The organism is Amycolatopsis sp. 195334CR (assembly GCF_017309385.1).
GTDB lineage: Bacteria > Actinomycetota > Actinomycetes > Mycobacteriales > Pseudonocardiaceae > Amycolatopsis.
Window position 1 is genome coordinate 2,211,626 of record NZ_JAFJMJ010000002.1, and the last position, 25,411, is coordinate 2,237,036.

General features: G+C 71.7%; 7 protein-coding genes. All 7 read left to right on the plus strand.

The window, feature by feature from the left end; genetic code table 11:
* The first annotated feature begins 9 nt into the window (after window positions 1-9).
* Complete coding sequence (locus tag JYK18_RS33330; protein ID WP_206807374.1) at window positions 10-264, plus strand: acyl carrier protein; 255 nt, start codon at window positions 10-12, stop codon at window positions 262-264.
* 1 nt (window position 265) lies between these two features.
* Window positions 266-1,423, plus strand: coding sequence for an acyl-CoA dehydrogenase family protein (locus tag JYK18_RS48100; protein ID WP_206807375.1), 1,158 nt, complete (start codon window positions 266-268; stop codon window positions 1,421-1,423).
* On the plus strand, window positions 1,350-2,378 hold the full coding sequence (locus JYK18_RS33340) for an HAD family hydrolase (protein ID WP_206807376.1): 1,029 nt from the start codon (window positions 1,350-1,352) through the stop codon (window positions 2,376-2,378). Before JYK18_RS48100 ends, JYK18_RS33340 begins: the two co-directional genes overlap by 74 nt.
* Before the next feature lie 18 nt (window positions 2,379-2,396).
* On the plus strand, window positions 2,397-3,263 hold the full coding sequence (locus tag JYK18_RS33345; protein ID WP_206807377.1) for a 3-hydroxyacyl-CoA dehydrogenase family protein: 867 nt from the start codon (window positions 2,397-2,399) through the stop codon (window positions 3,261-3,263).
* Between the two features lie 122 nt (window positions 3,264-3,385).
* A complete protein-coding gene (locus JYK18_RS33350; protein WP_307796172.1) occupies window positions 3,386-4,942 on the plus strand; it encodes a tryptophan 7-halogenase in 1,557 nt (518 codons plus the stop codon).
* 228 nt (window positions 4,943-5,170) lie between these two features.
* Complete coding sequence (locus JYK18_RS33355; RefSeq protein WP_242582364.1) at window positions 5,171-5,704, plus strand: flavin reductase family protein; 534 nt, start codon at window positions 5,171-5,173, stop codon at window positions 5,702-5,704.
* 38 nt (window positions 5,705-5,742) lie between these two features.
* Window positions 5,743-25,407 carry a non-ribosomal peptide synthase/polyketide synthase gene (locus JYK18_RS33360; protein WP_307796173.1) on the plus strand — a complete coding sequence of 6,555 codons (19,665 nt, stop codon included), beginning with the start codon at window positions 5,743-5,745 and terminating at the stop codon, window positions 25,405-25,407.
* Window positions 25,408-25,411: the final 4 nt, after the last annotated feature.

Genomic DNA, 25,411 nt, shown 5'->3' on the forward strand with positions numbered 1-25,411 from the left:
AGGGAACGGATGCGGACCGAGGTGACCGACGCGGAGGTGCGCGCCCCGCTGCTGGAGTTCGTCACGTCGCTGGTCGGCGTGGCGCTGGGGCCGGACGAGGACTACTTCGAGCAGGGACTGGTCAGCTCGCTCGTGGCGCTGGAACTGGTGACCTTCGTGGAGCACCGGTTCGGGCTCACCGTCGACGTGGAAGACCTGGACCTCGACCACTTCCGCACGGTGAACCGGCTGACCGCGTTCGTGCTCGCGAAGCTGGCGGGCTGAGGTGGATCCGGCCGAATTCGACGCCGCGAGCTGGGACGCGCAGGGCGAACTGCCCGCCGAGGTGCGCCGGGCGGTGGCCGGTTCCGGCTGGTTCGGCACGGACCTCCCGGCCGAGTACGGCGGCCGCGGCGGTACGCAAGCGGAGCTGGGGGAGTTGTGCGCCGAGGTCGGAGGCGCGTGTGGTTCGGTGCGGGCGCTGATCACCGTGCAGGGCATGGTCGCCGCGGCCATCCACCGCTGGGGTACCGCGGCGCAGCGGGCGGACTGGCTGCCCGCACTGGTCTCGGGTGACCAGCTCGCCGGGTTCGCCGCGACCGAACCGGGAGCGGGAACCGAACTGTCCGCTGTGGACACCCGCGTCGAGCGGTCCGGGAGCGGGTTCACCGTGACGGGTGAGAAGCGCTGGATCACCTTCGGCCGGGCGGCGACGGTGTTCCTGGTGCTGGGCAGGCTCGACGGCAAGCCGGTGACCGTGCTGGTCGGGGCCGACCGCGCCGGGGTCAGCGTGGAGCCGGTGCACGGGCAGCTCGGCCTGCGGGCCGCGATGATCGCGCACGTGCGCTTCGACGGTGTCCGCGTACCGCAGCGGAACCTGGTGGCACCGCCCGGATTCGGACTGTCCCATGTGGTCGCCACCGCACTGGACCACGGCCGGTTCACCGTCGCCTGGGGCTGTGCCGGGATGGCCGCGGCCTGCGTGGCCGACGCCGCCGGGCACACCGCGCAGCGGCGGCAGGGCGGGGTGCCGCTCGCCGAGCACCAGCTCGTGCGGTCGATGCTGGCCCGGATGTCGGTGGCCACCACCGCCGCGCGCGAACTGTGCCGGAGCGCGGCGAACGCCCGTGACGCCCGGGAGCCGGGCGCGGTCGCGGCCACGGTGATGGCGAAGTACGCCGCCGCGCGGGCCGCCGCCTCGGCGAGCCAGGACGCCGTGCAACTGCTCGGGTCCGCCGGGTGCGCGCCGGACAGCCGCGCCGGCCGGTTCTTCCGCGACGCCAAGGTCATGCAGATCATCGAGGGCTCGGACCAGGTCGCCGAGCTGCACATCGCCGAACACCTGCTGCGGCAGCACAGAACGGGGGAAAATGGGCACGCCGGTGAAATGCCTGGTCTGGGATCTCGACGACACGCTGTGGCGGGGAGTGGTGCTGGAGGGTGACCGCGCGGAACCGGTCCCCGAAGCCGTGCGCACGCTGCGGGAGCTGGACGAACGCGGGATCCTGCACGCCACCGCCAGCCGCGGTGATCACGCCACCGCGGTCGCGCACCTGGAGCGGCTGGGCCTGAAAGACCTGTTCACCGTGGTGGAAGTGGGGTGGGGCGCCAAATCCGGCGCGGTCCGGCGGGTGGCGGAACTGCTCAACCTCGGCCTGGACAGCTTCGCCTTCATCGACAACGACCCGGTCGAACGCGCCGAGGTGGTCGCGGCCCTGCCCCAGGTCCGCGCCTACGCCGCCGAGGACGCGGGGAAGCTCCCCGGGCTGACGGAGTTCCAGCCGGTGACCCGGACCGCGGAATCGGCCCAGCGCCGCCGGTTGTACCAGGTGGAAGCCGGGCGGCGGGCGGCGGAGGAAGCACACGACGGCACCGCGCCGGAGTTCCTCGCTTCGCTGGGGCTGACCATGACCATCCGCCGCGCCACCGCCGGTGACCTGGCCAGGGCGCACGAACTCACCGTGCGCACCCACCAGCTCAACACCACCGGGCTGACCTTCGACGAGCGCGAACTGGGGCGGCTGGCCGAGTCCCCGGACCACGAGGTGCTGGTCGCCGAGCTGACCGACCGGTTCGGCCCGTACGGGGTGATCGGGCTGGCCCTGACCGAGAGCGACCCCGCGAACACCACGATCAAACTGCTGCTCACCTCGTGCCGGGTGGCTTCCCGCGGCGCGGGCGCGGCGCTGATCGAGCAGGTGGTGCGGCGGTCGCTGGCCGCCGGGCGGCGGCCGCGGGCGGAGTTCGTGCCCACCGAGGTCAACCGGATCATGCTGGTCACCCTGCGGTTCAGCGGGTTCGAGGTGGAGCACGACGCGGGCGACCGGCTGCTGCTGGCGCACCGCGGTGAACCGGTCTCGCGGTCCGGGCACATTCGCGTACTGGCCGAGACCCACTGACGACGGAGGAGCGGGGACATGGGGAACTACGCGGTGCTCGGCGGCGGCACCATGGGCTGCGGGGTCGCGCAGTGCCTGGCCGCGGTGGGGCAGGTGGTGGTGTACGAACCGGCGGCCGCCGCGCGCGGCGCCGGACCGGGCCGGGTGCGCGACGGCGTGCGCCTGGCCCGGATGCTGCGCCGCACCGGCCCCGCACCGGACGAGGTGCTCGACCGCATCCGCTGGACCGATCGCTGGGAACAGCTGGACGCGCCCGAGTTCGTCGTCGAATGCGTGCCGGAACGCCTGCCGCTGAAGGAAAAGGTGCTGCGCGCGGCCGAGGAGCACAGCGCGCCGGGCGCGGTGTTCGCCTCGTGCACCTCGGCCATCCCGGTCGACCACCTGGCCGGCTGGCTGGGCGATCCCGGCCGGATGATCGGCACCCACTTCATGAACCCGGCCCCGCTGAAGGACGCGGTGGAGGTGGCACGCGGTCCGCGCACCACCGAGGAAACCCTGCGCCGCACCACGGAACTGCTCACGCGCATCGGCAAGAAGGCCATCGTGGTCGGGGACGCGCCGGGTTTCGTGTCCAACCGGGTGCTGATGCTCACCGTCAACGAAGCGGCCACCGTGCTGCACGAGGGCACCGCCGACGCGGCCACCGTGGACGAGGTGTTCCGCGAGTGCTTCGGGCACCGCATGGGCCCGCTGCGCACCGCCGACCTGATCGGCCTGGACACCATCGTGGACACCCTGCTGGTGCTGCTGGAGTTCACCGGGGACCCGCGCTTCCGGCCGAGCCCGCTGCTCGCGGAGCTGGTCGCGGCCGGTCACCTCGGCGAGAAAACCGGCCGCGGATTCCACCGGCCCCGGGTTCATGAGGGGGATTCGGCGCCAGCTTAATGCCTTGGACGGGACCGGAATCGGTCGGCAAGCTGATTGCCGGTGATTGTTTGGTGCCCGCCACTGGCGCTGGTGGCTGATATTGTCAGGGAAGGGTTTCTATGCCGGAAAACGTGGTTATCGTGGGCGGGGGAACGGCGGGCTGGATGACCGCGGCCTATCTCCGGGTCGCGTTCGGCGACCGGGTCGGGGTCACCCTCGTCGAATCGAAGTCGGTCTCCTCGATCGGGGTCGGTGAAGCCACCTTCAGCACCGTGCGGCACTTCTTCGACTACCTCGGGCTCGACGAGCGCGAGTGGATGCCGGAGTGCCACGCCACCTACAAACTCGCCATCCGCTTCGAGAACTGGCGTGAACCGGGCAAGCACTTCTACCACCCGTTCGAACGCACCAGGGTGGTCGACGGTTTCCCGCTGACCGACTGGTGGCTGCAGCAGCAGCCGAGCGACCGCTTCGACCGCGACTGCTTCGTGATCGCGTCAATGGCCGACGCGAAGAGCTCACCCCGTTATCACGACGGCAGGCTGTTCGACCAGGAGTACCGCGAAGCCGACGACCAGCCGCTGTTCCGGTCGACGTTGTCCGAGCAGAACGCGCAGTTCCCGTACGCGTACCACTTCGACGCCACGCTGCTGGCGAAGTTCCTGACGAAGTACGCCACCGAACGCGGCGCCAAGCACATCCAGGACGACGTGCTCGACGTGGCGCTGGACGCCGAAGGCGCGATCAGCCACGTGGTGACCAAGGAACACGGCGAACTGCACGGTGACCTGTTCATCGACTGCACCGGATTCCGGTCCCTGCTGCTGGGCAAGGCGCTCGGCGAGCCGTTCGTCTCGTTCCAGGACACCCTGCCCAACGACAGCGCGGTGGCGCTGCGGGTGCCGGTCGACATGGCCGACCGCGGCCTGCGCCCGTGCACCACGGCGACCGCGATGGACGCCGGCTGGATCTGGACCATCCCGCTGTACGAGCGGCTGGGCACCGGCTACGTCTACGCGAGCGACTACTGCGGGCCGGAGGAGGCCGAGCGGGCGCTGCGCGAGTTCGTCGGCCCGGCCGCGGCGGACCTGGAAGCCAACCACATCAAGATGCGCATCGGCCGCAGTGAGCGCTCGTGGGTGCGCAACTGCGTGGCGATCGGGCTGGCCAGCGGGTTCGTCGAGCCGCTGGAGTCGACCGGGATCTTCTTCATCCAGAACGCCATCGAGCAGCTGGTGAAGCACTTCCCGGACGCCGAGCGCTACGACGCCCTGCGCACCGCGTACAACCGCCAGGTGGGCAACGTCATCGACGGCGTGCGCGAGTTCCTGGTGCTGCACTACTACGCCGCCGCCCGCAACGACAACCGGTACTGGCGGGACGCGAAGACCCGCCCGATCCCGGACGGCCTCGCCGAGCGGCTGGAGCTGTGGCGCACCCGCCTGCCCGACGCCGACTCGATCTTCCCGCACTACCACGGGTTCGAGCCGTACTCCTACCACGCGATGATCCTCGGCCTCGGTGGTCTGGAGGTGAAGGCCTCGCCCGCCCTCAGCCGCTTCAACGACGCCGCGGCGGCGAAGGAACTGCAGCTCGTCCGGGACCAGGCCGCCGAACTAGTGACCGGATTGCCCAGCCAGTACGAGTACTTCGCGCACTTGCACAGCCTCGCTCCCGCGGAGCGAGCCCGCCGCTAGAAAGTGTTTTTGCCGGTTTGCGTGGCGGTGCGGGTGGCGGAACCTCAGGCGTCTTCTCGCTCCGGGATCTTCACCTCATGAATGCCGATTCACCACGGTGAAGCTGTCCTCGCGAGAAGCCGCCTGAGAACCCGCTGCGGTGCGAGTTGGTGGCTCACGGCAAGCGGCTCCGCCGCTTGGTGAAACACCACCCGGGGCACCGCGCCCCATGAGTACGGAGGTGTGCGGATGACCGAATCGATGACCGCGCCCGGGGTGACGGCCGACGCCGTCACCGTCGGGGCGGGGGAGTTCCGGGCGCTGATGTCCGGGTTCCCCACCGGCGTGAGCATCGTGACCACCCGGGATCTCGACGACCGGCCGTGGGGCATGACCTGCTCGGCGATCTGCAGCGTCTCGGTGGACCCGCCGACCCTGCTGGTCTGCCTCCGCCGGGAGAGCCCGACGCTGGCGGCGCTGCTGCGCCGGGCCACCTTCACGGTGAACCTGGTCCACGAGCACGGCCGCCCGGCGGCGGAACTGTTCGCCTCGGGGGCCGCCGACCGGTTCGACCGGGTCCGCTGGACCGCCGAGCCGGGCGCCGGCGGGCCCCACCTGGTCGACGACGCGCACGCGATCGCCGACTGCGCGGTCACCCGGCACGAGGTCGTCGGCGACCACAGCGTCGTGTTCGGCCAGGTCTTCCGGCTCAGTCCCCAGGCACCGGTGCCGCCGCGCCCGCTGCTCTACGGCAGACGCCAGTTCGCCAGCTGGCCCGGCTGAAGCCGGAACCCTTCTTCGGCGGCCCCGGCGCCGGTTCGGTGCCGGGGCCGCCGCTTTTCCGCGAGTCCGAATGTTGGGGGAACGCAGTGACTGAATCGACCGACCAGCGCACGCTCACCGGCGTGTTCGCCGAGCGCGTCGCCGAGCGGCCCGGCGCCACGGCGGTGGTCTCCGACCGGCTCACGCTGACCTACCGGGAACTCGACGCGCGCGCGGGCAGGCTCGCGGCCCGGCTGGCCGCGGCGGGCGCGGGTCCCGGCTCGGCGGTGGCCGTGCTGATGGAGCGGTCCGCCGAGGTGATCGTCACCTTTCTCGCGATCCTCAAGGCGGGCGCGCACGTCGTGCCGGTGCACGCGGGCTCCGGTGCCGAGCGGACCCGGTTCTTCCTGGAGACCACCGGCGCGAACCTGGTGGTCACCGACGAGGCACTGGCCGGGCAGGTCCCGGACGGCGTCCCCACCCTTCGAACAGCCGACGAACCCGGCCCGGAGCTGTCCCGGCGCGTGCTGCCGGACCAGCTGGTCGCGGTCATGTTCACCTCGGGATCGCAGGGACGGCCGAAGGGTTCCGCGCTCAGCCACCGCGACGTGGTGTGGCTGGCCGGGGACGAGCACTGGCGGCCCGGCGGTGTCGGCCGGTTCCTCGCTCATTCACCGCACGCCTTCGACGCCACCACGCTGGAGATCTGGGTACCGCTGCTCACCGGCCGCACGGTGGTGGTCGCCCCGCCCGGCGAGGTGGACGCGCCGGTGCTGCGCCGGATGGTGGCCGAGCACGGGGTGACCGATCTGTGGCTGACCGCCGGGCTGTTCCGCCTGCTCGCCGAGGAGGACCCGGGCTGCCTCGACGGCGTGCGCGAGGTCTGGACCGGTGGTGACGTGGTCTCACCCGCCGCCGTGGCCCAGGTGCGGGCGGCCTGCCCGGGCTTGGCCGTGGTCAACGGCTACGGCCCCACGGAGACCACCACCTTCGCGCTCAGCCACCGGATCACCGGGCGGACCCCGGCCGGGCACGTGCCGATCGGCCGGGCCCTGCGCGGCAAGCGCGCCCACGTCCTCGACGACCGGCTGCAACCGGTCACGCCCGGCGGCACCGGCGAGCTGTACATCGGCGGCGACGGCGTCTCCCAGGGTTACCTCGGCAGGCCGGACCTGACCGCCACCCGGTTCCTGCCGGACGTCTCGGGCGCGGGCCGCATGTACCGCACCGGCGACCTGGTGCGGCTGGGCACCGACGGGGTGATGGTATTCGCCGGTCGCGCCGACGACCAGGTGAAGGTGCGTGGCTTCCGCGTCGAACTCGGCGAGGTCGAGGCCGCGCTGGACGCCCATCCGTCGGTCGCCCAGTCCATTGTGGTCGCCAGGGAGGACCGGCCGGGGGTGAAGCGGCTGGTCGCCTACGTGCTGCCCGCCGGGGACACCACCGGCCTGCTCGCCGACCTGCCACTGCCCGAATACCTGGTGCCCGCCGCACTGGTCACCGTGGACGCGTTCCCGCTCACCGCGAACGGCAAAGTGGACCGGCAGGCGCTTCCCGCGCCGGAGTTCCACGCCGGTTCGGCCGAAGCCGGGACCGAGACCGAGGAACTGGTCGCCGGGATCTGGGCCGAGGTGCTGGGGACCGGCCCGGTCGGGGTGCACGACAACTTCTTCGACCTGGGCGGGGACTCCCTGCTCGGCCTGCGTGTCGTCGCGCGCCTGCGGGCGAACGGGCTGAACCTGCCCGCCCGCGCGCTGTTCGACCGGCCGACGGTGGCGGGGCTCGCCGAGGTGGTCACCGCGGCCGCCCCGGACGAGCTGGTCCCGGTCCCGCGCCCGATCGAGGGCGTGCCGTTGTCCCCCGCGCAGGAACGGATGTGGTTCGTCCGGGAGTTCAGCCCGGACAGCCGCGAGTACCACACGGGCGCGGCGGTGCGGTTGACCGGCGTGCTCGACCGGGCGGCGCTGGAGGTCGCCTGGGCCGCGCTGGTGCGGCGGCACGAATCTCTGCGGACGACATTCTCCACTGTGGACGGCCGTGCCGTGCAGTCGGTCCTTGAGCCCGGCCCAGTGACGCCCATCCCGGTCGTGGACGACGTGCGCGCCGCGCTGGAACCGTGGTTCGACCTGGCCGCCGGCGAGGTGGTGCGCCCCCGGCTCGTGCTGGACGGCGCCGAACCGGTGCTGGTGCTGGCGATGCACCACATCGTCACCGACGGATGGTCCATGGGCGTGCTCACCCGGGATCTCGGCGCGCTGTACCGCGCCGCGCTGGAGACCGCCGAGACCGACCCGGCCGTCCTGCTCGACCGCGCGGACCTGCCCGCGCTTCCCGTGCAGTACGCGGATTACGCGGTGTGGCAGCGGAAGCAGCGCGGCGATCTCGACTACTTGCGCCGTGAGCTGGCCGGGGTCCCGGCCCTGGAACTGCCGACCGACCGTCCGCGCCCGGCGAACCGAACCGCCGCGGGTGCTACCACGACGTTCACCGTCCCCGCCGAACTACTGGACGAGTTGCGCGCGCTCGGCCGTCGCGAGGGCTTGAGCTTGTTGATGACCGCCGTGGCCGCGGTGCAGTTGGTGCTGTCGCGGTACTCGGGGCAGGCGGACTTCGCACTGGGCACGGTGACCTCCGGCCGGGACCGGGCCGAGGTCGAGCCGATCGTCGGCCTTTTTGCCAACACGCTGGCAATTCGGGCTCGGGTGGAGGGGACCGAGCCGCTGCCGGGGTTCCTGGCGCGCGTGCGGGAGGCCACGCTGGCCGCCCTCGCCCACGACGTGCCGTTCGAGCAGGTGGTGGACGCGGTGGTAACCGACCGGGACACCAGTCGCACGCCGGTGGTGCAGGCGTTGGTGACCCTCCAGCAGCTCGGCTGGGACGAGGTCACCGCCGGCGAGCTGACCCTGCGGACCGAGGCCGTGCCCCGGCTCGGGTCGCAAATGGACCTGGCGTGGGAGTTCTGGGAGGCGGGGGCGGAACTTCGCGGGGAACTGACCTACAACAGCGACCTGTTCGACGCCACCACCGCCGACCGCCTGGCGGCGCAGACCGTCGCGGTGCTGGAAGTGCTGGCGTCCGGTGTGGACTCGCCACTGTCCGCTGTGGACCTGTTGCCCGCTCCGGAGTTCGACGAGGTGGTGCACGGGTGGAACGACACCGCCGGTGAAGCGGTGCCGGGTACCTTGCCCGGGCTGTTCGCCGAGGCCGTGGCGCGGACTCCGGACGCGGTCGCGGTGATCGCGGGGGAAGAGGCGGTGTCGTACGCCGAACTCTCCGCCCGCGTCGACGAGCTGGCTCGGTACCTGGTCTCGGCTGGCTTGCGGCCGGAATCGCGGGTCGGGGTGTGCGTGCCGCGTGGGGTGTCCCTGGTGGTGGCCTTGCTGGCGGTGGTGCGGGCTGGCGGCGCGTATGTGCCGATCGACCCGGACTACCCGGCGGACCGCCTCGCGTTCATGGTGGCCGACTCGGGCGCGGTGGCCGTGCTGGCCGACGGTGAGCTGCCGTTCGAGGCCGAGGTGCCGGTGATCGACGTGACCGCGGTGCCGGAGGCGTCGGATGCGCTTCCGGTGGTGGCAGCCGACCAGGCGGCTTATGTGATCTATACGTCGGGGTCGACGGGGCGGCCGAAGGGTGTGGTGGTCTCGCACCGGTCGATCGTGAATCGTCTGCAGTGGATGCAGGATGAGTATGGGCTGACTGGTGCGGATCGGGTGTTGCAGAAGACTCCGTCTAGCTTCGATGTGTCGGTTTGGGAATTCTTCTGGCCCTTGATGGTGGGGGCCGGTCTGGTGATGGCTCGCCCCGGCGGTCATCGTGACCCGGCTTACTTGGCCGAGGTGATTCGGCGGTATGGGGTGACGACTATCCACTTTGTGCCGTCGATGTTGCAGGCTTTTGTGCTGGAGGCATCCGGGTGTGTGGGGTTGCGGCGGGTGATTTGCAGTGGTGAGGCGTTGCCCGTGAGTCTGCGGGATGAGTTCGTGCGGGTGTTGCCGGGGGTGGGGCTGCATAATTTGTATGGGCCGACGGAGGCTGCGGTTGATGTGACGGCGGCGGAGGTCACGCGCGGACCGGTGACCATTGGTGGGCCGATTCTGAATACCCGGGTGTATGTGCTGGATGGGTGGTTGCGGCCGGTGCCGGTTGGGGCGCCGGGTGAGTTGTATCTGGCGGGGGTGCAGTTGGCGCGGGGGTATCTCGGTCGGCCGGGGTTGACTTCGGAGCGGTTTGTGGCGGATCCCTTTGGTGAGGGGCGGTTGTACCGCACGGGGGATGTGGTGCGGTGGACTGACGCTGGGCAGCTCGACTATCTCGGTCGTTCCGATGATCAGGTGAAGATTCGGGGGTTCCGGATCGAGCTGGGGGAGATCGAGGCGGTGCTGGATCAGCACCCCGATGTCACCCGGTCGGTGGTGGTGGCGCGGGAGGATCAGCCCGGCGTGAAGAGGCTGGTGGCATATGTGGTGGGCACGGTCCCCGAGGCTTATCTCGCGGAGAGGTTGCCGGAGCACATGGTTCCGGCGGCGATCGTGGAGCTGGACGAGATTCCGCTCGGGCCCAGTGGCAAGGTGGATCGGAAGCAACTGCCCGAGCCTGAGTTCACCAGCAGCGGGTTCGTCGCGCCGCGGACCGAACTGGAGTCGGTGATCGCGGGCGTCTGGGCCGACGTGCTGGGTGTGGAACGGGTCGGCACCGGCGACAACTTCTTCCGGCTGGGCGGCGATTCGATCCTGAGCCTGCGGGTGGTGGCGCGGCTGCGGGCACTCGACCTGGAGGTCTCCCCGCGAGCGCTGTTCGACCGGCCGACGGTGGCCGGGCTCGCCGGGCTGGTGGCCGCCGGAACCTCCGCCGCCCCGGTGGTTGCCCGGCCGCACGAGCCGACGGGTGACGAGCTTTCCTCCGGCCAGGAGCGCATGTGGTTCGTGCAGGAGTTCGACCCGTCGAGCACCGAGTACAACTCGGGCGTCGCGGTCCGGTTCGCCGGTGACCTCGACGAGGCTGCCTTGGCCGTCGCCTGGCGGGCGCTCGTGCAGCGGCACGAGTCCCTGCGCACCACCTTCGCGGCCGTGGACGGACGAGCGGTGCAGCTCGTGTGGGCGACCGGGCACGTCGAGATCGAGACGATCGACCTGGCGCCGGGCGAGACCGTCGCCGAGTTCGTCCGCGGCGAGCTCAGCCGCGGGTTCGACCTGCGGTCGGGACCCGTCGTCCGGCCGGCGTTGCTGCGCCTCGCCGCGGACGAAGCGGTGCTGGTGGTGGGGCTGCACCACATCCTCACCGATGGCTGGTCGCTGAAGGTGCTCGTCGATGACCTGGGCGCGTTGTACCGGATCGCGGTGGAGGAAGGGCTTCAGGAGCCGGAAGCGGTGCTGGCTCGCTCGGGGCTGCCCGAGTTGCCGGTGACCTACGCGGACTTCGCCGCCTGGCAGCGGGAACGCGTCTGGGACGTGGAGTTCTGGCGGCAGGAGCTGGACGGGGTCCCGGCACTGGAACTCCCGACGGACCGCCCGCGCCCGGCCGTGCGGACCACGGCCGGGGCGACGGTCGGCATTGCCGTGCCCGAAGACCTGGCCGCCGAGCTTCGGCGGATGTGCCTGGGCCGCGGGGTCACGCCGTTCATGGCGCTGGTCGCGGCGGTGCAGCTGGTGCTCGCCCGGTACTCGGGGCAGGACGACTTCGCGGTCGGCACGGTCACCGCCGGGCGTGACCGCCCCGAGGTGGAGAACCTGGTCGGGCTGTTCGTGAACACGCTGGCCCTGCGCACCCGCGTCGACCACGGCGCGTCGCTGGGTGAACTGCTGGGGCGGGCTCGGGAGACGGTGCTGCGGGCGTTCGCGCACGCGGACGTGCCGTTCGACCGGGTGGTAGACGCGGTGGTGACCGGGCGCGACACCAGCCGGACGCCGATCGTGCAGGCGGTGGTGCTGTACCAGGACGGTGATGGTTCCACTGTGGAGCTTCCCGGCGTGCGGATGGAGGAACTGACGCTCGCCCGCGAGACGGCGCAGTTCGAGCTGACCTTCGAATTCACCAGCACGCTGTCAGGTGTGCTCAACTACAACCGGGATCTGTTCGACGCGAGCACTGCGGAACGCCTCTCGGCCCAGGTGGTGGCGGTGCTGTCCGCCATGGTCGACGACCTGGACGCCCGGTTCGTGAACACGTTGCCACCGGCCGAGTTCGCCCAGGTCGTTTCGGGTTGGAACGCGACGGCTGGTCGGTCGGTGCCGGGTACCCTCCCGGGTCTGTGTTCCCACTCCTCCGATGCGGTGGCGGTGATCGCCGAGGACGAGTCGGTGTCGTATGCGGAGTTGTCGGCGCGGGTGGATCGTCTGGCGCGGCACCTTGTTTCAGTGGGTGTGGAGCCGGAATCGCGGGTCGGAGTCTGCGTGCCGCGTGGGGTCTCCTTGGTCGTGGCCTTGCTGGCGGTGATGCGAGCGGGTGGCGCTTATGTGCCGATTGATCCGGACTACCCGGTGGATCGCCTTGAGTTCATGCTCGCGGATTCGGGTGCGGTCGCGGTGGTGGCCGATGAGTTGCCGTTCTCGGCTGATGTTCCGGTGATCGGTGTGGACGCTCCGGATGCGGAGGCCACTCTCCCGGTGGTGGTGCCGGATCAGGCTGCTTATGTGATCTATACGTCGGGGTCGACGGGGCGGCCGAAGGGTGTGGTGGTCTCGCACCGGTCGATCGTGAATCGTCTGCAGTGGATGCAGGATGAGTATGGGTTGAGCGTCGGGGATCGGGTGCTGCAGAAGACTCCGTCTAGCTTCGATGTGTCGGTGTGGGAGTTCTTCTGGCCGTTGATGGTGGGGGCTGGGTTGGTGATGGCTCGCCCCGGTGGGCACCGTGACCCGGCTTATCTGGCCGAGGTCATTCGGCGGAATGACGTGACGACTGTCCACTTTGTGCCTTCGATGCTGCAGGCATTTGTGCCGGAAGCCGCCGGGTGCGGTGGGTTGCGGCGGGTGATTTGCAGTGGTGAGGCGTTGTCGGCGGCCCTGCGGGATGAGTTCGTGCGGGTGTTGCCGGGGGTGGGGCTGCATAATCTGTATGGGCCGACGGAGGCCGCGGTGGATGTCACCGCTGCCGACGTGACCATGGGGCCGGTGACTATCGGTGGGCCGATACTGAACACTCGGGTGTATGTGCTCGACAACTGGCTGCGGCCGGTGCCGATCGGGGCGCCCGGTGAGCTCTACCTCGCGGGGGTGCAGCTTGCGCGGGGATATCTCGGTCGGCCGGGGTTGACTTCGGAGCGGTTTGTGGCGGATCCCTTCAATCAAGGGCGTCTTTACCGCACCGGGGATGTGGTGCGGTGGACCGCGACCGGTCAGCTCGACTACCTCGGTCGTTCCGACGACCAGGTGAAGATCCGGGGGTTCCGGATCGAGCTGGGGGAGATCGAGGCGGTTCTCGATCAGCACCCCGACGTCTCCCGTTCCGTGGTGGTGGCGCGGGAAGATCAGCCTGGGGTCAAGAGGCTGGTGGCGTATGTGGTGGGCTCCGCGAGCCAGGCGTACCTCTCCGAGAGGCTGCCGGAGCATATGGTTCCCGCGGCGATCGTGGAGCTCGACGAGATTCCGCTCAACCCGAGCGGCAAGGTCGACCGGAAGCAACTGCCCGTGCCCGAGTTCACCAGCGAGGGCTCCATCGCCCCGCGGACCGAGCTCGAAACAACGATCGCCGGGGTGTGGGCCGAAGTGCTCGGCCTCGACCGTGTGGGCGTCTTCGACAACTTCTTCGACGTCGGCGGCGACTCGATCCTCAGCCTCCGCGTGGTCTCCCGCCTCCGTGCGCTCGGGCTCGCGGTCACCTCACGCGACGTCTTCGTCCGGCAGACGGTGGCCGGGCTGGCCGTGATCGCGGAACCCGCCGCGGAGACCACTGTGGACACCGCGCCGGTGGGCGTGGTCGGCCTGTCCCCGATCCAGCGCTGGTTCCTCGACACGCACCCACTGGCGCCCGACCACTTCACCATGACCATCCAGGTGGAACTCCGCCCGGCCGTGGACACGGCACTGCTGGTCCAGGCCTGGCAGGCCGTCGTCGCCGCGCATCCCGGGTTGAACCTCCGGTTCGGTAACGGAACCCAGGAGGTGGCCGAGTCCCCGTCCGAGGTGTGGTGGCGGACCGACCAGGACTTCGACCCCGCCCTCCAAACCGGACTCTCGTTGACCGCGGGACCGGTCACCCGCTGCGTCGTCCTGCGGGGCAACCGGGTCGCCTTCGTCGTGCACCACATGGTGGTCGACGCGGTGTCGTGGCGGATCCTGCTGGAGGACGTCGGCGCCACCTACGAACGCCTCCGCGCCGGTGAACCAGCCGCCATCGAACCCACCGGCACCGCCTTCGACCGCTGGACCGCGGGTGTGCTGGCCGCCGCCGAACTGGGCCGGTTCGACGACCAGGCCGGTTACTGGACCGAGCTGGGCCGGGACGCCACCTGGGAACTGCCCGGCGACCCGAGCGCCACCGACACGGTGGCCGGGCAGCGCGTGGTGCACGCCGAGCTGTCCGCCGACGAGACCGAGGCCCTGCTCCACCAGGTGCCCCCGGTCTACCGGACCCGCATCAACGACGTCCTGCTCGCGGCACTCGGCGTGGCGCTGACGGACTGGCTCGGCTCCACCCGGGTCATGATCGCGATGGAGGGCCACGGCCGCGAGGAGGAACTGCTGCCCGGCACCGACCTGGGCCGCTCGGTGGGCTGGTTCACCACCCTGTTCCCGGTCGAACTGCACACGGAATCCACAGTGGACTGGGCACGGGCGATCACCAGCACGAAGGAGAACCTCCGCCGCATGCCGGACCACGGCTTCGGCTACGGCGTGCTGCGATACCTGCGGGAACGCCCCGAACTTTCCCGCGACCCGGAAATCGGGTTCAACTACATCGGCCAGTTCGACGTGGACGCCGACAGCCCGGTCTTCGACCGCTTCCTGCCGGTCACCGGCGACCACCACCCGGAGGAAGCGCGGCCCTTCCCGCTCGACATCACCGCCGAGATCAGCGAAGGCCGGTTGCGCGTCGCCTGGGCCTACGCCGGAGCGCGGTTCGACGACGCCGAGATGGCCCGCGTGGCCGAGGCCTTCACCGGCGCGCTGCGGGACCTGATCGCGCACTGCGCCGAGCCGGGCACCGGCGGGGCCACCCCCGGCGACTTCCCGCTCGTGCGCCTCGATCAGACCACTGTGGACACCCTGCTCGACGGCGGCCGCGACGTCGCCGACGTCTATCCGCTGACTCCGATGCAGCAGGGCATGGTCTTCCACACCGTGCGGGAGCCGGAAAGCCCCGCCTACCTCGAACAATTGGTGTTCACCCTGGACGGCGTCGCGGATGCGAACCGGGTGGCCGAGGCCTTCCGGCAGGTGGTGGCCGAGTCGGACGCACTCCGCACCAGGGTCGTCTGGGACGGGGTGGAGGTGCCGCTCGGCGTGGTGCAGCGGACCGCCGAACTGCCGGTGACCACCGTCGATCTGTCCGGAATGGACGAAGCCGCGTTCGACGGCCTGATCGCCGCCGACCGCGCCGCCGGGATCGACCTGAGCACCGCACCGCTGACCAGGGTGACCCTCGCCCGCCTGGCCGGGAACCGGGTGCGCGTGCTGTGGACCTTCCACCACGCCCTGCTCGACGGCTGGAGCACCGCCATCGTGCTCGACGAGGTGCTCGCCGCCTGCGCGGGCCGCCAGGAAGCCGTGGCCCGCCGCCCGTTCCGCGACTACGTGGACTGGCTCGGCACGAGGGACACGCAGGCGGGCCTGGCCTACTGGCGTGGCCTGCTCGACGGCTTCGGCGAGGCCGTGGCCCTGCCGTGGGACCGCACCCCGGCGCCGGGCATCCAGTCCTGGGCCGCCAGCAGGGTGGACCTCACCCCGCCGGACGGGCTGACCGAGCGGGTGGTGGACTTCGCCCGCCGGCACCGGCTCACCGTCAACGCGCTGGTCCAGGGCGCGTGGGCGCTGCTGCTGTCCGGCCACTCCGGCGCCACCGACGTGGTGTTCGGGGCGACCACCAGCGGCCGTCCCGCCGAACTGGCCGGTGCCGAGTCGATGATCGGGCTGTTCATCAACACCGTGCCGGTGCGCGCCCGCCTCGATCCGGAGACCGAGCTGATCGCCTGGCTTCGCGCACTGCAGGACATCCAGCTCGAATCCCGCCGCCACGAACACGTCCCGCTGGCGCGCATCCAGGCCTCGGTCACCGACGGGCAGACACCGCTGTTCCACAGCATGGTGTTGTTCCAGAACTACCCGATGAGCGAGCGCAGCGCCGACGGCGCGATCACCGTCACCGGGCTCGAAGCGCTGGAGGCGACGAACTACCCGCTGACGCTGATCTCCTTCCTCCAGGACCGGCTCGGGTTTGTGCTCGGCTACGACCAGGACCTGTTCGACGAGGACACCGTCCTGGTGCTCGGCAACCGGCTCATCGCCCTGCTGGACCGGATGACCGCCGCCGCCGGACAGCCGCTCAGCGCGCTGAGCGTGCTCACCGGCGCCGACCACGACCTGGTGGTGCGCGGCTGGAACGGCGGCGGGACCGGGGTCCCGGCGCTCACCCTGCCCGAGGTCTACGCGCGCGGTCGTTCACTCGCGGCCGGGGAACCGGCGGTCGTCGACGGCCCCGATTCGTTGACCTACCAGGAACTCGACACGAGGTCGGACCGGCTCGCGCGGCAGCTCGCCGGAGCGGGCGTCGGCCCGGACGTGGTGGTCGCGCTGTGCCTCGACCGCGGCATCCCGTGGCTGGTGGCGATGCTGGCGGTGAGCAAGGCCGGTGGCGCGTTCGTCCGGCTCGACCCCGACCACCCCGCCGACCGCCTCGAGTTCATGCTCGCCGACTCCGGGGCGGCGCTCGTCGTGACCGCCGGTGGGGTTCGCGCGCCCGGCTCGCTGCCGGTCGTCGATCTCGACCAGGAGTACGCGGACGTGTCCGCCGAACCGGTTCCGGCGCACCCGGACCACCTCGCCTACATCATGTACACCTCGGGTTCGACGGGACGGCCGAAGGGCGTGGCGGTGTCGCATCGCGGGGTCGCCGGTTTGGCGGCGGCGCACGAAAAGGCGCTCGATCTGGGCGTGGGTTCGCGGGTGTTGCAGGTGGTGTCGCCGAACTTCGACGCGGCGGTCGCGGACGTGGTGATGACCTGGTACGCGGGCGCCACGCTGGTGCTTTCCGGCCGTGCGCAGGTCACCGGTGAAGAGCTGACCGAACTGCTCGGCACCGCCGAAGCCTCGCACGTGATGGTGCCGCCGGGTGTGCTGGCGACCGTGCCTGCCGGGGAGTTCCCGGCGTTGCGGCGGGTGATGACCGGTGGCGAGGCGATGAGCGCGGAGGTGGTGGCTCGCTGGGGCCGGTATGGGCTGATCAACGCCTATGGGCCCAGCGAAATCTCGGTGACGGCCACGCTCAGCGGACCGCTGACCGACGCGCGCGCGGACTCGTGGCCGATCGGTGGTCCGATCGACGGCCTGCGGGTCTACGTGCTGGACGGCTGGCTGCGCCCAGCCCCGGTCGGGGTCGCGGGTGAGCTTTATGTGGCAGGTAACGGTCTCGCCCGGGGTTACGTGGAACGGCCCGGGCTGACGGCCGAGCGCTTCGTCGCGGACCCGTTCGACCCGAGGGGCGGGCGACTCTATCGCACCGGGGACCTGGTGCGGTGGCTGCCGGACGGGCAGCTGGTGTTCGTCGGCCGGTCCGACCACCAGGTGAAGATCCGCGGCGTCCGGATCGAACTCGGCGAGATCGAGGTGGTGCTCGACCAGCACCCTGCGGTGGCGAAGGCGGTGGTGGTCGCGCGCGAGGACACGCCGGGCGTCAAACGGCTCGCGGCCTACGTGCTCGCCGCCGACGGGCAGCGGGTGGACACCGGCGAGCTGCGCCGGTTCGCCGGCGAACGGCTGCCGGAGACGATGGTCCCGGCCGCGGTGGTCGCGCTCGACACCATTCCGCTGACCGCCAACAGCAAGATCGACCGGGCGGCCCTGCCCGCGCCCGAGTTCACCGGCGAGGACGCCGTCGCCCCGCGCACCGAACTGGAAGCGGTGCTCGCCGGGGTGTGGGCCGAGGTGCTGGGCACCGGCGAACTCGGGGTGTCCGACAACTTCTTCGACGTGGGCGGCGATTCGATCCTCAGCCTGCGGGTGATCTCCCGGCTGCGCGCACTCGGCTTCGGCGTCTCGGCGCGAGCGCTGTTCGACCGGCCGACCATCGCCGGGCTGGCCGAGCTGATCTCGGCCGACCTGGACGGCGAACCGCGGGCGGCCGAGGCGATCACCCGGACGGTCAGCGGCGCCGCCGGGCTTTCCCCGGCCCAGGACCGCCTCTGGTTCGCGCAGGAATTCGAGCCGGGCAGCATCGAGTACAACTCGGGCTTCGCCGTCCGCCTCTCCGGCGCGGTGGACGTGGACGCCCTCCGCACGGCTTGGGACGCCGTGGTCCAGCGGCACGACGCCCTCCGGACCACCTTCGACGCGGTCGACGGCCAGAGCACCCAGCTGGTCGGTTCAACGGGACCGGCGCTCGAAGTGCTTGACGTGCCCGCCGGCGAAGTCGACGCCGTCGTGCACGCGGTGCTGGAGGAGCCCTACGACCTCGGAACCGGGCCCGTCGTGCGGCCTCGGCTGGTGCGGGGTTCGCCCGAGGAAGCCGTGCTGGTGGTCGGCATGCACCACATCGTCACCGACGGCTGGTCCACCGGGATCGTGCTGCGCGAACTGGGCGTGCTGTACGGCGAACCGGACGCGGTACTGCCCGCGCCGCCGGTGCGCTACGTGGACTTCGCGGCGTGGCAACGAGATCGGGACTGGGACGAGCGGCTGGAGTTCTGGCGGGGCGAACTCGCCGGGCTGCCGGTGCTGGAGCTGCCCGCCGACCGGGAACGCCCGGCCGTGCGCACCACGGCCGGCGCGGTGACCGAATTCGCGCTGTCGGCGGAGACCGTGGCCGAGCTGAAGGTCCTGTGCCGCCGCGAAGGGGTCACGGTGTTCATGGCGCTGGTGGCCGCCGTCCAGCTGACGCTCTCGCGGTACTCCGGTCAGGACGACTTCGCGCTGGGCACGGTCACCTCCGGCCGCGACCGCGCGGAGATCGAAGGCGTGGTCGGCCTGTTCGTGAACACCCTGGCGCTGCGGGTGAAGGTGGACCACTCGGCCACGCTCGGCGAGTTGCTGACCGGGGTTCGCGAGACCGTGCTGCGCGCGTTCGCCCACGCCGACGTGCCGTTCGACCGGGTGGTCGACGCGGTCAGCACCGACCGGGACACCAGCCGTCCGCCGGTGGCGCAGGCGATGGTGATCCACCAGAACACCCCGCGCGAACCAGCCGGGTTCGCGGGCCTGGTCACCGGCGAGTTCCCGGTCGAACTGGCCGAGGCGAAGGCGGACCTGTCGGTGGAGTTCGAGGAACGCGCCGACGGTGGCCTGCGAGCGAGCGTGCTCCACCGCACCGATCTGTTCGAGCGAACCACCGCGGACCGCATGGCGGACGCGTTGCGGCGTGCCATCGAGGCGTTCACCGGTGGCGCGGACACCCCGCTGGCCGTGCTCGGCGCACTGTCGGACACCGAACACGAGCAGGTCGTGCGCACCTGGAACGAGTCGGGAACGGTGACGCCCCGGACCCTGCCCGAGTTGTTCGGACTGGGCCTGCTCAAGGCCGCGGCCGAACCGGCGGTGGTCGACGGCGACCGCACGGTGACCTACGCCGAGCTGGACGCCATGGCCACCGGCCTGGCGCGGCGGCTGGCCGGGCGCGGTGTCGGCCCGGACGTGGTGGTCGGCATCTGCGCCGGTCGTGGCGTGGACTGGCTGGTCGCGCTGCTCGGCGTGGCCAAGGCCGGTGGCGCGTTCGTCCGGCTGGACCCCGCGCACCCGGCGGATCGGCTGGCCTTCGCGCTGGCCGACTCGGGCGCGGCGCTGGTGCTCGCCGAACCCGGTGCCGAGCTGCCGGACACCGGCGTGCCCGTGCTCGACCTCGACCCGGCCGGACCGGAGGCCGAACCGGTGCCGCCGCACCTGGACCAGTTGGCGTACGTGGTCTACACCTCGGGTTCCACCGGCCGCCCGAAGGGAGTGGCGGTCCCGCACCGCGGGCTGGCGGCACTGGCCGAAGCACACGTGCGCGCGCTGGGACTGACCGTGGGTTCGCGGGTGCTGCAGGTGGTCTCGCCGAACTTCGACGTGTCCGTGGCGGACCTGGTGATGACCTGGTCCGCCGGGGCCACCCTGGTGCTGTCCGGCCGGGACCAGGCCACCGGGCACGAACTGGCCGACCGGCTCACCGACGGGCGGATCACCCACGCGATGATCCCGACCGGACTGCTCGGCGCGCTGCCCACGGGCCACTACCCGGACCTGCGGCGGCTGGTCGCCGGCGGCGAGGCGATGAACGCCGAGGTGGTGCGCACCTGGGGCGCGTACGGCCTGGTCAACGCCTACGGGCCGAGCGAGGTCACGGTGGCGGCGACGCTGAGCGGGCCGCTGACCGACGGCGCCCACTGGCCGATCGGCAAGCCGGTGCCCGGCACGCGGGCCTACGTGCTCGACCGGGCGCTGCGCCCGGTCCCGGCCGGTACGCCCGGCGAGCTGTACCTCGCCGGGGACGGGGTGGCGCGGGGTTACGCGGGCCGCCCGGCGCTGACCGCGGAACGGTTCGTCGCCGAACCGGCGCGGCCCGGCGGCCGTGTCTACCGCACCGGCGACGTGGTGCGCTGGCGGTCCGGTGGGGACCTGGAGTTCCTCGGCCGTTCGGACGACCAGCTCAAGATCCGCGGGTTCCGGGTGGAGCCGGGGGAGGTGGAGGCGGTGCTCGACACCCATCCCGGGGTCGCGCGTTCCGCGGTGGTCGCCAGGACCGACACCGCCGGGACGCGACGGCTGGTCGCCTACGTCGTCGCCACCGAAGAGTCCGATGTGGAGGGTGCGCGGGCGTTCCTGCGCGAACGGCTGCCGGAGCACCTGGTGCCGTCGGTGGTGGTGCCGCTGGCGGAGTTCCCGCTGACCGGCAACGGCAAGGTGGACCGCGCCGCGCTGCCGGTGCCCGCGTTCGACCGGCCGGACACCGAGTACGTGCCGCCGCGCACCGAGCTGGAGGCGTCCATCGCCGAGGTCTGGGCCGAGGTGCTCAAGATCGACCGGATCGGCGTGCACGACAACTTCTTCGAGATCGGCGGCGACTCGCTGCTGAGCATCCAGGTGGTCTCGCGCCTGCGCGGCCTCGGGCTGGTCATCTCGCCGCGCGCGTTGTTCGACCGGCCGACGATCGCCGGTTCGGCCGCGCTGGTGGTGGCCGACGCGGGCGCCGGGACCGCGGTGGTCCCGGTCGCGCGCGGAACCGGCGGGCTGCCGATGTCGGCCGCCCAGCAGCGGTTGTGGTTCGTGCAGGAGTTCGAACCGGACAGCACCGAGTACAACTCGGGGCTGGCCGTGCGCCTGATCGGTGAGCTGGACCTGCCCGCGCTGCGGGCCGCGTGGGCCGCGCTGGGCTGGCGCCACGAAGCACTGCGGACCCGGTTCGGCACCGAGGACGGGCAGGGTGTGCAACTGGTCCAGCCGCCCGAAGCGGTGCCGGAGCTGATGGCCGAGGAAGTGGCCGCCGCCGAGGTCGGCGCGCGGGTCCGGGCCGAGCTGAACCGCGGCTTCGACCTCCGCACCGGACCGGTGGTGCGCCCGCACCTGTTCCGCGTCTCGGACCGGGAAGCCGTGCTGGTGCTGGCGATGCACCACATCGTCACCGACGGCTGGTCGATGGGGATCGTCACGCGGGAACTGGGCGCGCTGTACGAAGCCGCGCTCGACGGGACCCACCGGGCGCCGGAGGAGCTGGTGGCCGCGGCCGGGCTGGCCCCGCTGCCGGTGCAGTACGCGGACTTCGCGGTGTGGCAACGAGCCCTGCCGTGGGACGAGCGGCTGGAGTTCTGGCGCGGCGAACTGGCCGGGGTCCCGGTGCTGGAGCTGCCGACCGACCACCCCCGCCCGGCCGTGCGGACCTCCTCGGGCGCAGGGGTGGAGTTCGAGGTACCGGACACCGCGGCCGTCCGGCGGATGTGTCGCCAGGAGAACGTGACCGTGTTCATGGCCCTGGTGGCCGCGGTCGAGCTGGTCCTTTCGCGGTTCTCCGGGCAGGACGACTTCGCGCTCGGCACGGTGACATCCGGTCGTGACCGGGAAGAACTGGAAGGCGTGGTCGGGTTCTTCGTGAACACCCTGGCGCTCCGGGCGAAGGTGGACGAGTCGCTGGAGATCGGCGAGTTCCTCGGCGGCGTTCGGGAGACCGTGCTGCGGGCCTTCGCGCACGCCGAGGTGCCGTTCGACCGGGTGGTGGACGCGGTGGCGGACACCAGGGACACCAGTCGCACCCCGGTGGTGCAGGCCGTGGTGGCACTGGAGAACGTGCCCCGCGGCGGGTCGGCGATGGCCGGGCTGGCCGTGGAGGAACTCGCGCTGGGCCGGGAAACCGCGCAGTTCGATCTGTCCTTTGTGTTCGGTGAGCGGGACGGCCTGCTCCGCGGTTCGCTGACCTACAACAGCGATCTGTTCACCGCGGCCACGGCCGAACTGCTCACCGGCTGGGTGGTGGCGGTGCTCGGCGGCCTGGCCGCCGGTGGCGCGGTGGCCGAGGCCGGCGTGCTGCCACCGGGTGAGCGGGATCGGGTCACCGGTTTCGCGGGCACGCCCGGCGAGGCACCCGGCACGCTGCCGGAGCTGTTCGCCGCCGCGGTTGGCCGCGATCCGGAAGCCGTGGCCGTGGTGTCGGACGAAATCACGCTGACCTACGGCGAACTCGACGCGCGTTCCGATCGGTGCGCGGGCGCGCTGACCGAACGCGGCGTCAAGGCCGGCGACCGCGTGCTGGTGCTGCTCGGCCGTTCGGTGGACGTGGTGGTGTGGCTGCTGGCGATCGCGAAAACCGGAGCGGTGGCCGTGCCGGTGCACGGCTCGGCGCCGGCGGAACGCGTGAAGTGGCTGGCCGAGACGACGGAAGCGGTGGTCGCGCTCGCGGACGAGCCCGCCCGGGTCCCCGCCGGAACGCCCCTCGTTCGTCCCGGCGAGGCCGGCGATTTCCCCGGCGTGCCGGTGCTCCACCCGGACAGCGCGCTGTACGTCATGTTCACCTCCGGCTCCACGGGCGTGCCCAAGGGCGTGATGGCGACGCACGGTGACGTGGCCGACCTGGTGTCCGACCCGGCGTGGGGGTCGGGTGCGCACGAGCGGGTGCTGGTGCACTCGCCGACGGCGTTCGACGCGTCGACCTACGAGCTGTGGGCGCCCCTGCTCTCGGGCCGCACCGCGGTGGTGGCGCCGCCGGGTGACGTGGACGCGACCGTGCTGCGGTGGATGGTCACCGAGCACGGGGTGACCGGCCTGTTCGTCACCACCGCGCTGTTCAACCTGATCGCCGAGGAGGACCCGGCCGCGCTGACCGGCATCCGGGAGATCTGGACCGGCGGGGAAGCCGCCTCGCCCGCGGCGATGCTGCGGGTGCGGGAGGCCGCGCCGGACACCGCGGTCATGCACGTCTACGGGCCCACCGAAACCACCACCTTCGTCACGCACGCGCCGATGCGCACCGACCGGCTGGCCGCCGGGATCGCGCCGATCGGCAGGCCGATGGCCAGGACCGGGGCCCACGTGCTGGACCGCTGGTTGCGGCCGGTCCCGGTCGGCGTGGCGGGCGAGCTGTACCTCACCGGCGGTGGCCTGGCACGCGGGTACTTCGGGCAGTCGGGGCTGACCGCGGAACGCTTCGTGGCCGACCCGTCCGGCGGCGGGGGCCGGGCGTACCGCACCGGTGACGTGGTGCGGTGGCTGCCCGACGGCCAACTGCTCTACGTCGGCCGGTCGGACCACCAGGTGAAGATCCGCGGTTTCCGCATCGAACTCGGGGAGATCGAGGCCGCGCTGGCCGCGCGCCCGGAGGTGGCGCAGGTCGTCGTGCTGGTGCGGGAGGACCAGCCGGGCAGCAAGCGGCTGGTCGGCTACCTGGTGCCCGCGATGTCCACAATAGACACCGCGGTGGTCAGGGCGGCGATCGCCGACGTGCTGCCCGAGTACATGGTGCCCGCGCTGGTGGTGCTGGACCGGTTGCCGCTGACGCCCAACGGCAAGGTGGACCGGGCCGCGCTGCCCGCGCCGGAACTGGGCTCCAGCGAGGAGGAGTACGTCGAGCCGCGCACCGAACGCGAGCAGGTGCTCGCCGAGGTGTGGGCCGAACTGCTCGGCCTGGACCGGGTCGGGGTGCACGACAACTTCTTCGACCTGGGCGGGGACTCGATCCTGAGCATTCAGTCGGTGTCCCGGGCACGCGAGCGCGGGTTGTCGTTGTCCTCGAAGGATCTGTTCCTCGCGCCGACCGTCGCCGGACTGGCCGCGCTGGTCACCGACGCGGGTGAGACCGAACCCGAGGTAACCGGCGTCGGCGAGCGGGTGTCCGGGCCGGTCGAGCTGACCCCGATCCAGCGGTGGTTCTTCGACACGCACCGCGTTTCCCCGCAGCACTTCACCATGTCCACCTACCTGGAACTGGCCGACGGCGTCCGGCTCGACGACGTGGCGCGGGCCGTCGACGTGGTGGTCGCCCACCACGACGGGCTGCGCTCGCGGTACAACCTGGTGGGGGAGCAGTGGTGGCAGCGGGTGCTGGAGACCGAGACCGCGCAGGTGTGCTCCCGGCACGACCTGTCCGCGGTCCCCGCCGGTGACCTCGACACCACGATCGAGCGCCTGCTCGGCCGCGCCCACCGCGAACTGGACCTGACCTACGGCCCGCTCGCCGAGTTCCTGCTCTTCGACTGCGGACCGGACCGCCCGGCACGGCTGGCGATCGTCGCGCACCACCTGGTGATCGACGGGGTCTCCTGGCGCATCCTGCTCGGCGACCTGGCCCGCGTGGCCACCGGGCAGGCGGCGGACCCCGGCCCGCGGACCACGTCGTTCCAGGAGTGGGCGAACGGCCTGACCGCACTCGCGAACTCGCCGGAAATGGCCGGGGAGATCGACTTCTGGCGCCGCACACCGGAAGCCGCGCCGCTGCCGGTCGACCGGCGCGGGCGCAACCTGGCTGGTTCGGCCGCGACCGTGACGCAGACACTGGACGCCGAGGTCACCCGGACGCTGCTGAAGGTGGCGCCGGGCCGGTTCCGCACCCAGATCAACGACGTGCTGCTGGCCGCGTTCGGCCGGGCGCTGAGCGGGTGGAGCGGGCACGACCGGGTGCTGGTGACGCTGGAGGGACACGGACGCGAGGAGGTCGTCGACGGCGCCGACCTCTCCCGCACGGTCGGCTGGTTCACCACGATGTTCCCGGTGGGCTTCGAGGTGCGGCCCGGCGAGGACCGGCGGTCGACGATCGCCGCGGTGAAGCGGACCCTGCGCGCCATCCCGGACAAGGGCATCGGGTACGGGCTGCTGCGGTACCTGCGTGAGGGTGATCCGCTCGCCGGGGTGGTCGAGCCCGAGGTCGGCTTCAACTACCTCGGCCAGTTCGACACCGCCGACGCCGGGGACGGGTTCTACGGCCGCGGCCTGACCGATCCGACCCCACCGCACGGGCCGGAGGACCCGCGCCCGCACGTGCTCGACGTCGGCGCGAGCGTGTCCGGCGGTGAACTGTCACTGGCGATCGCGTACTCGGAGAACCTGCATGACGCGGCGACCGTGCGCGACCTGCTGCGGCGCTTCGCCGAGGAACTCACCGCGGTCGCGGCCGACTGCTGACGGC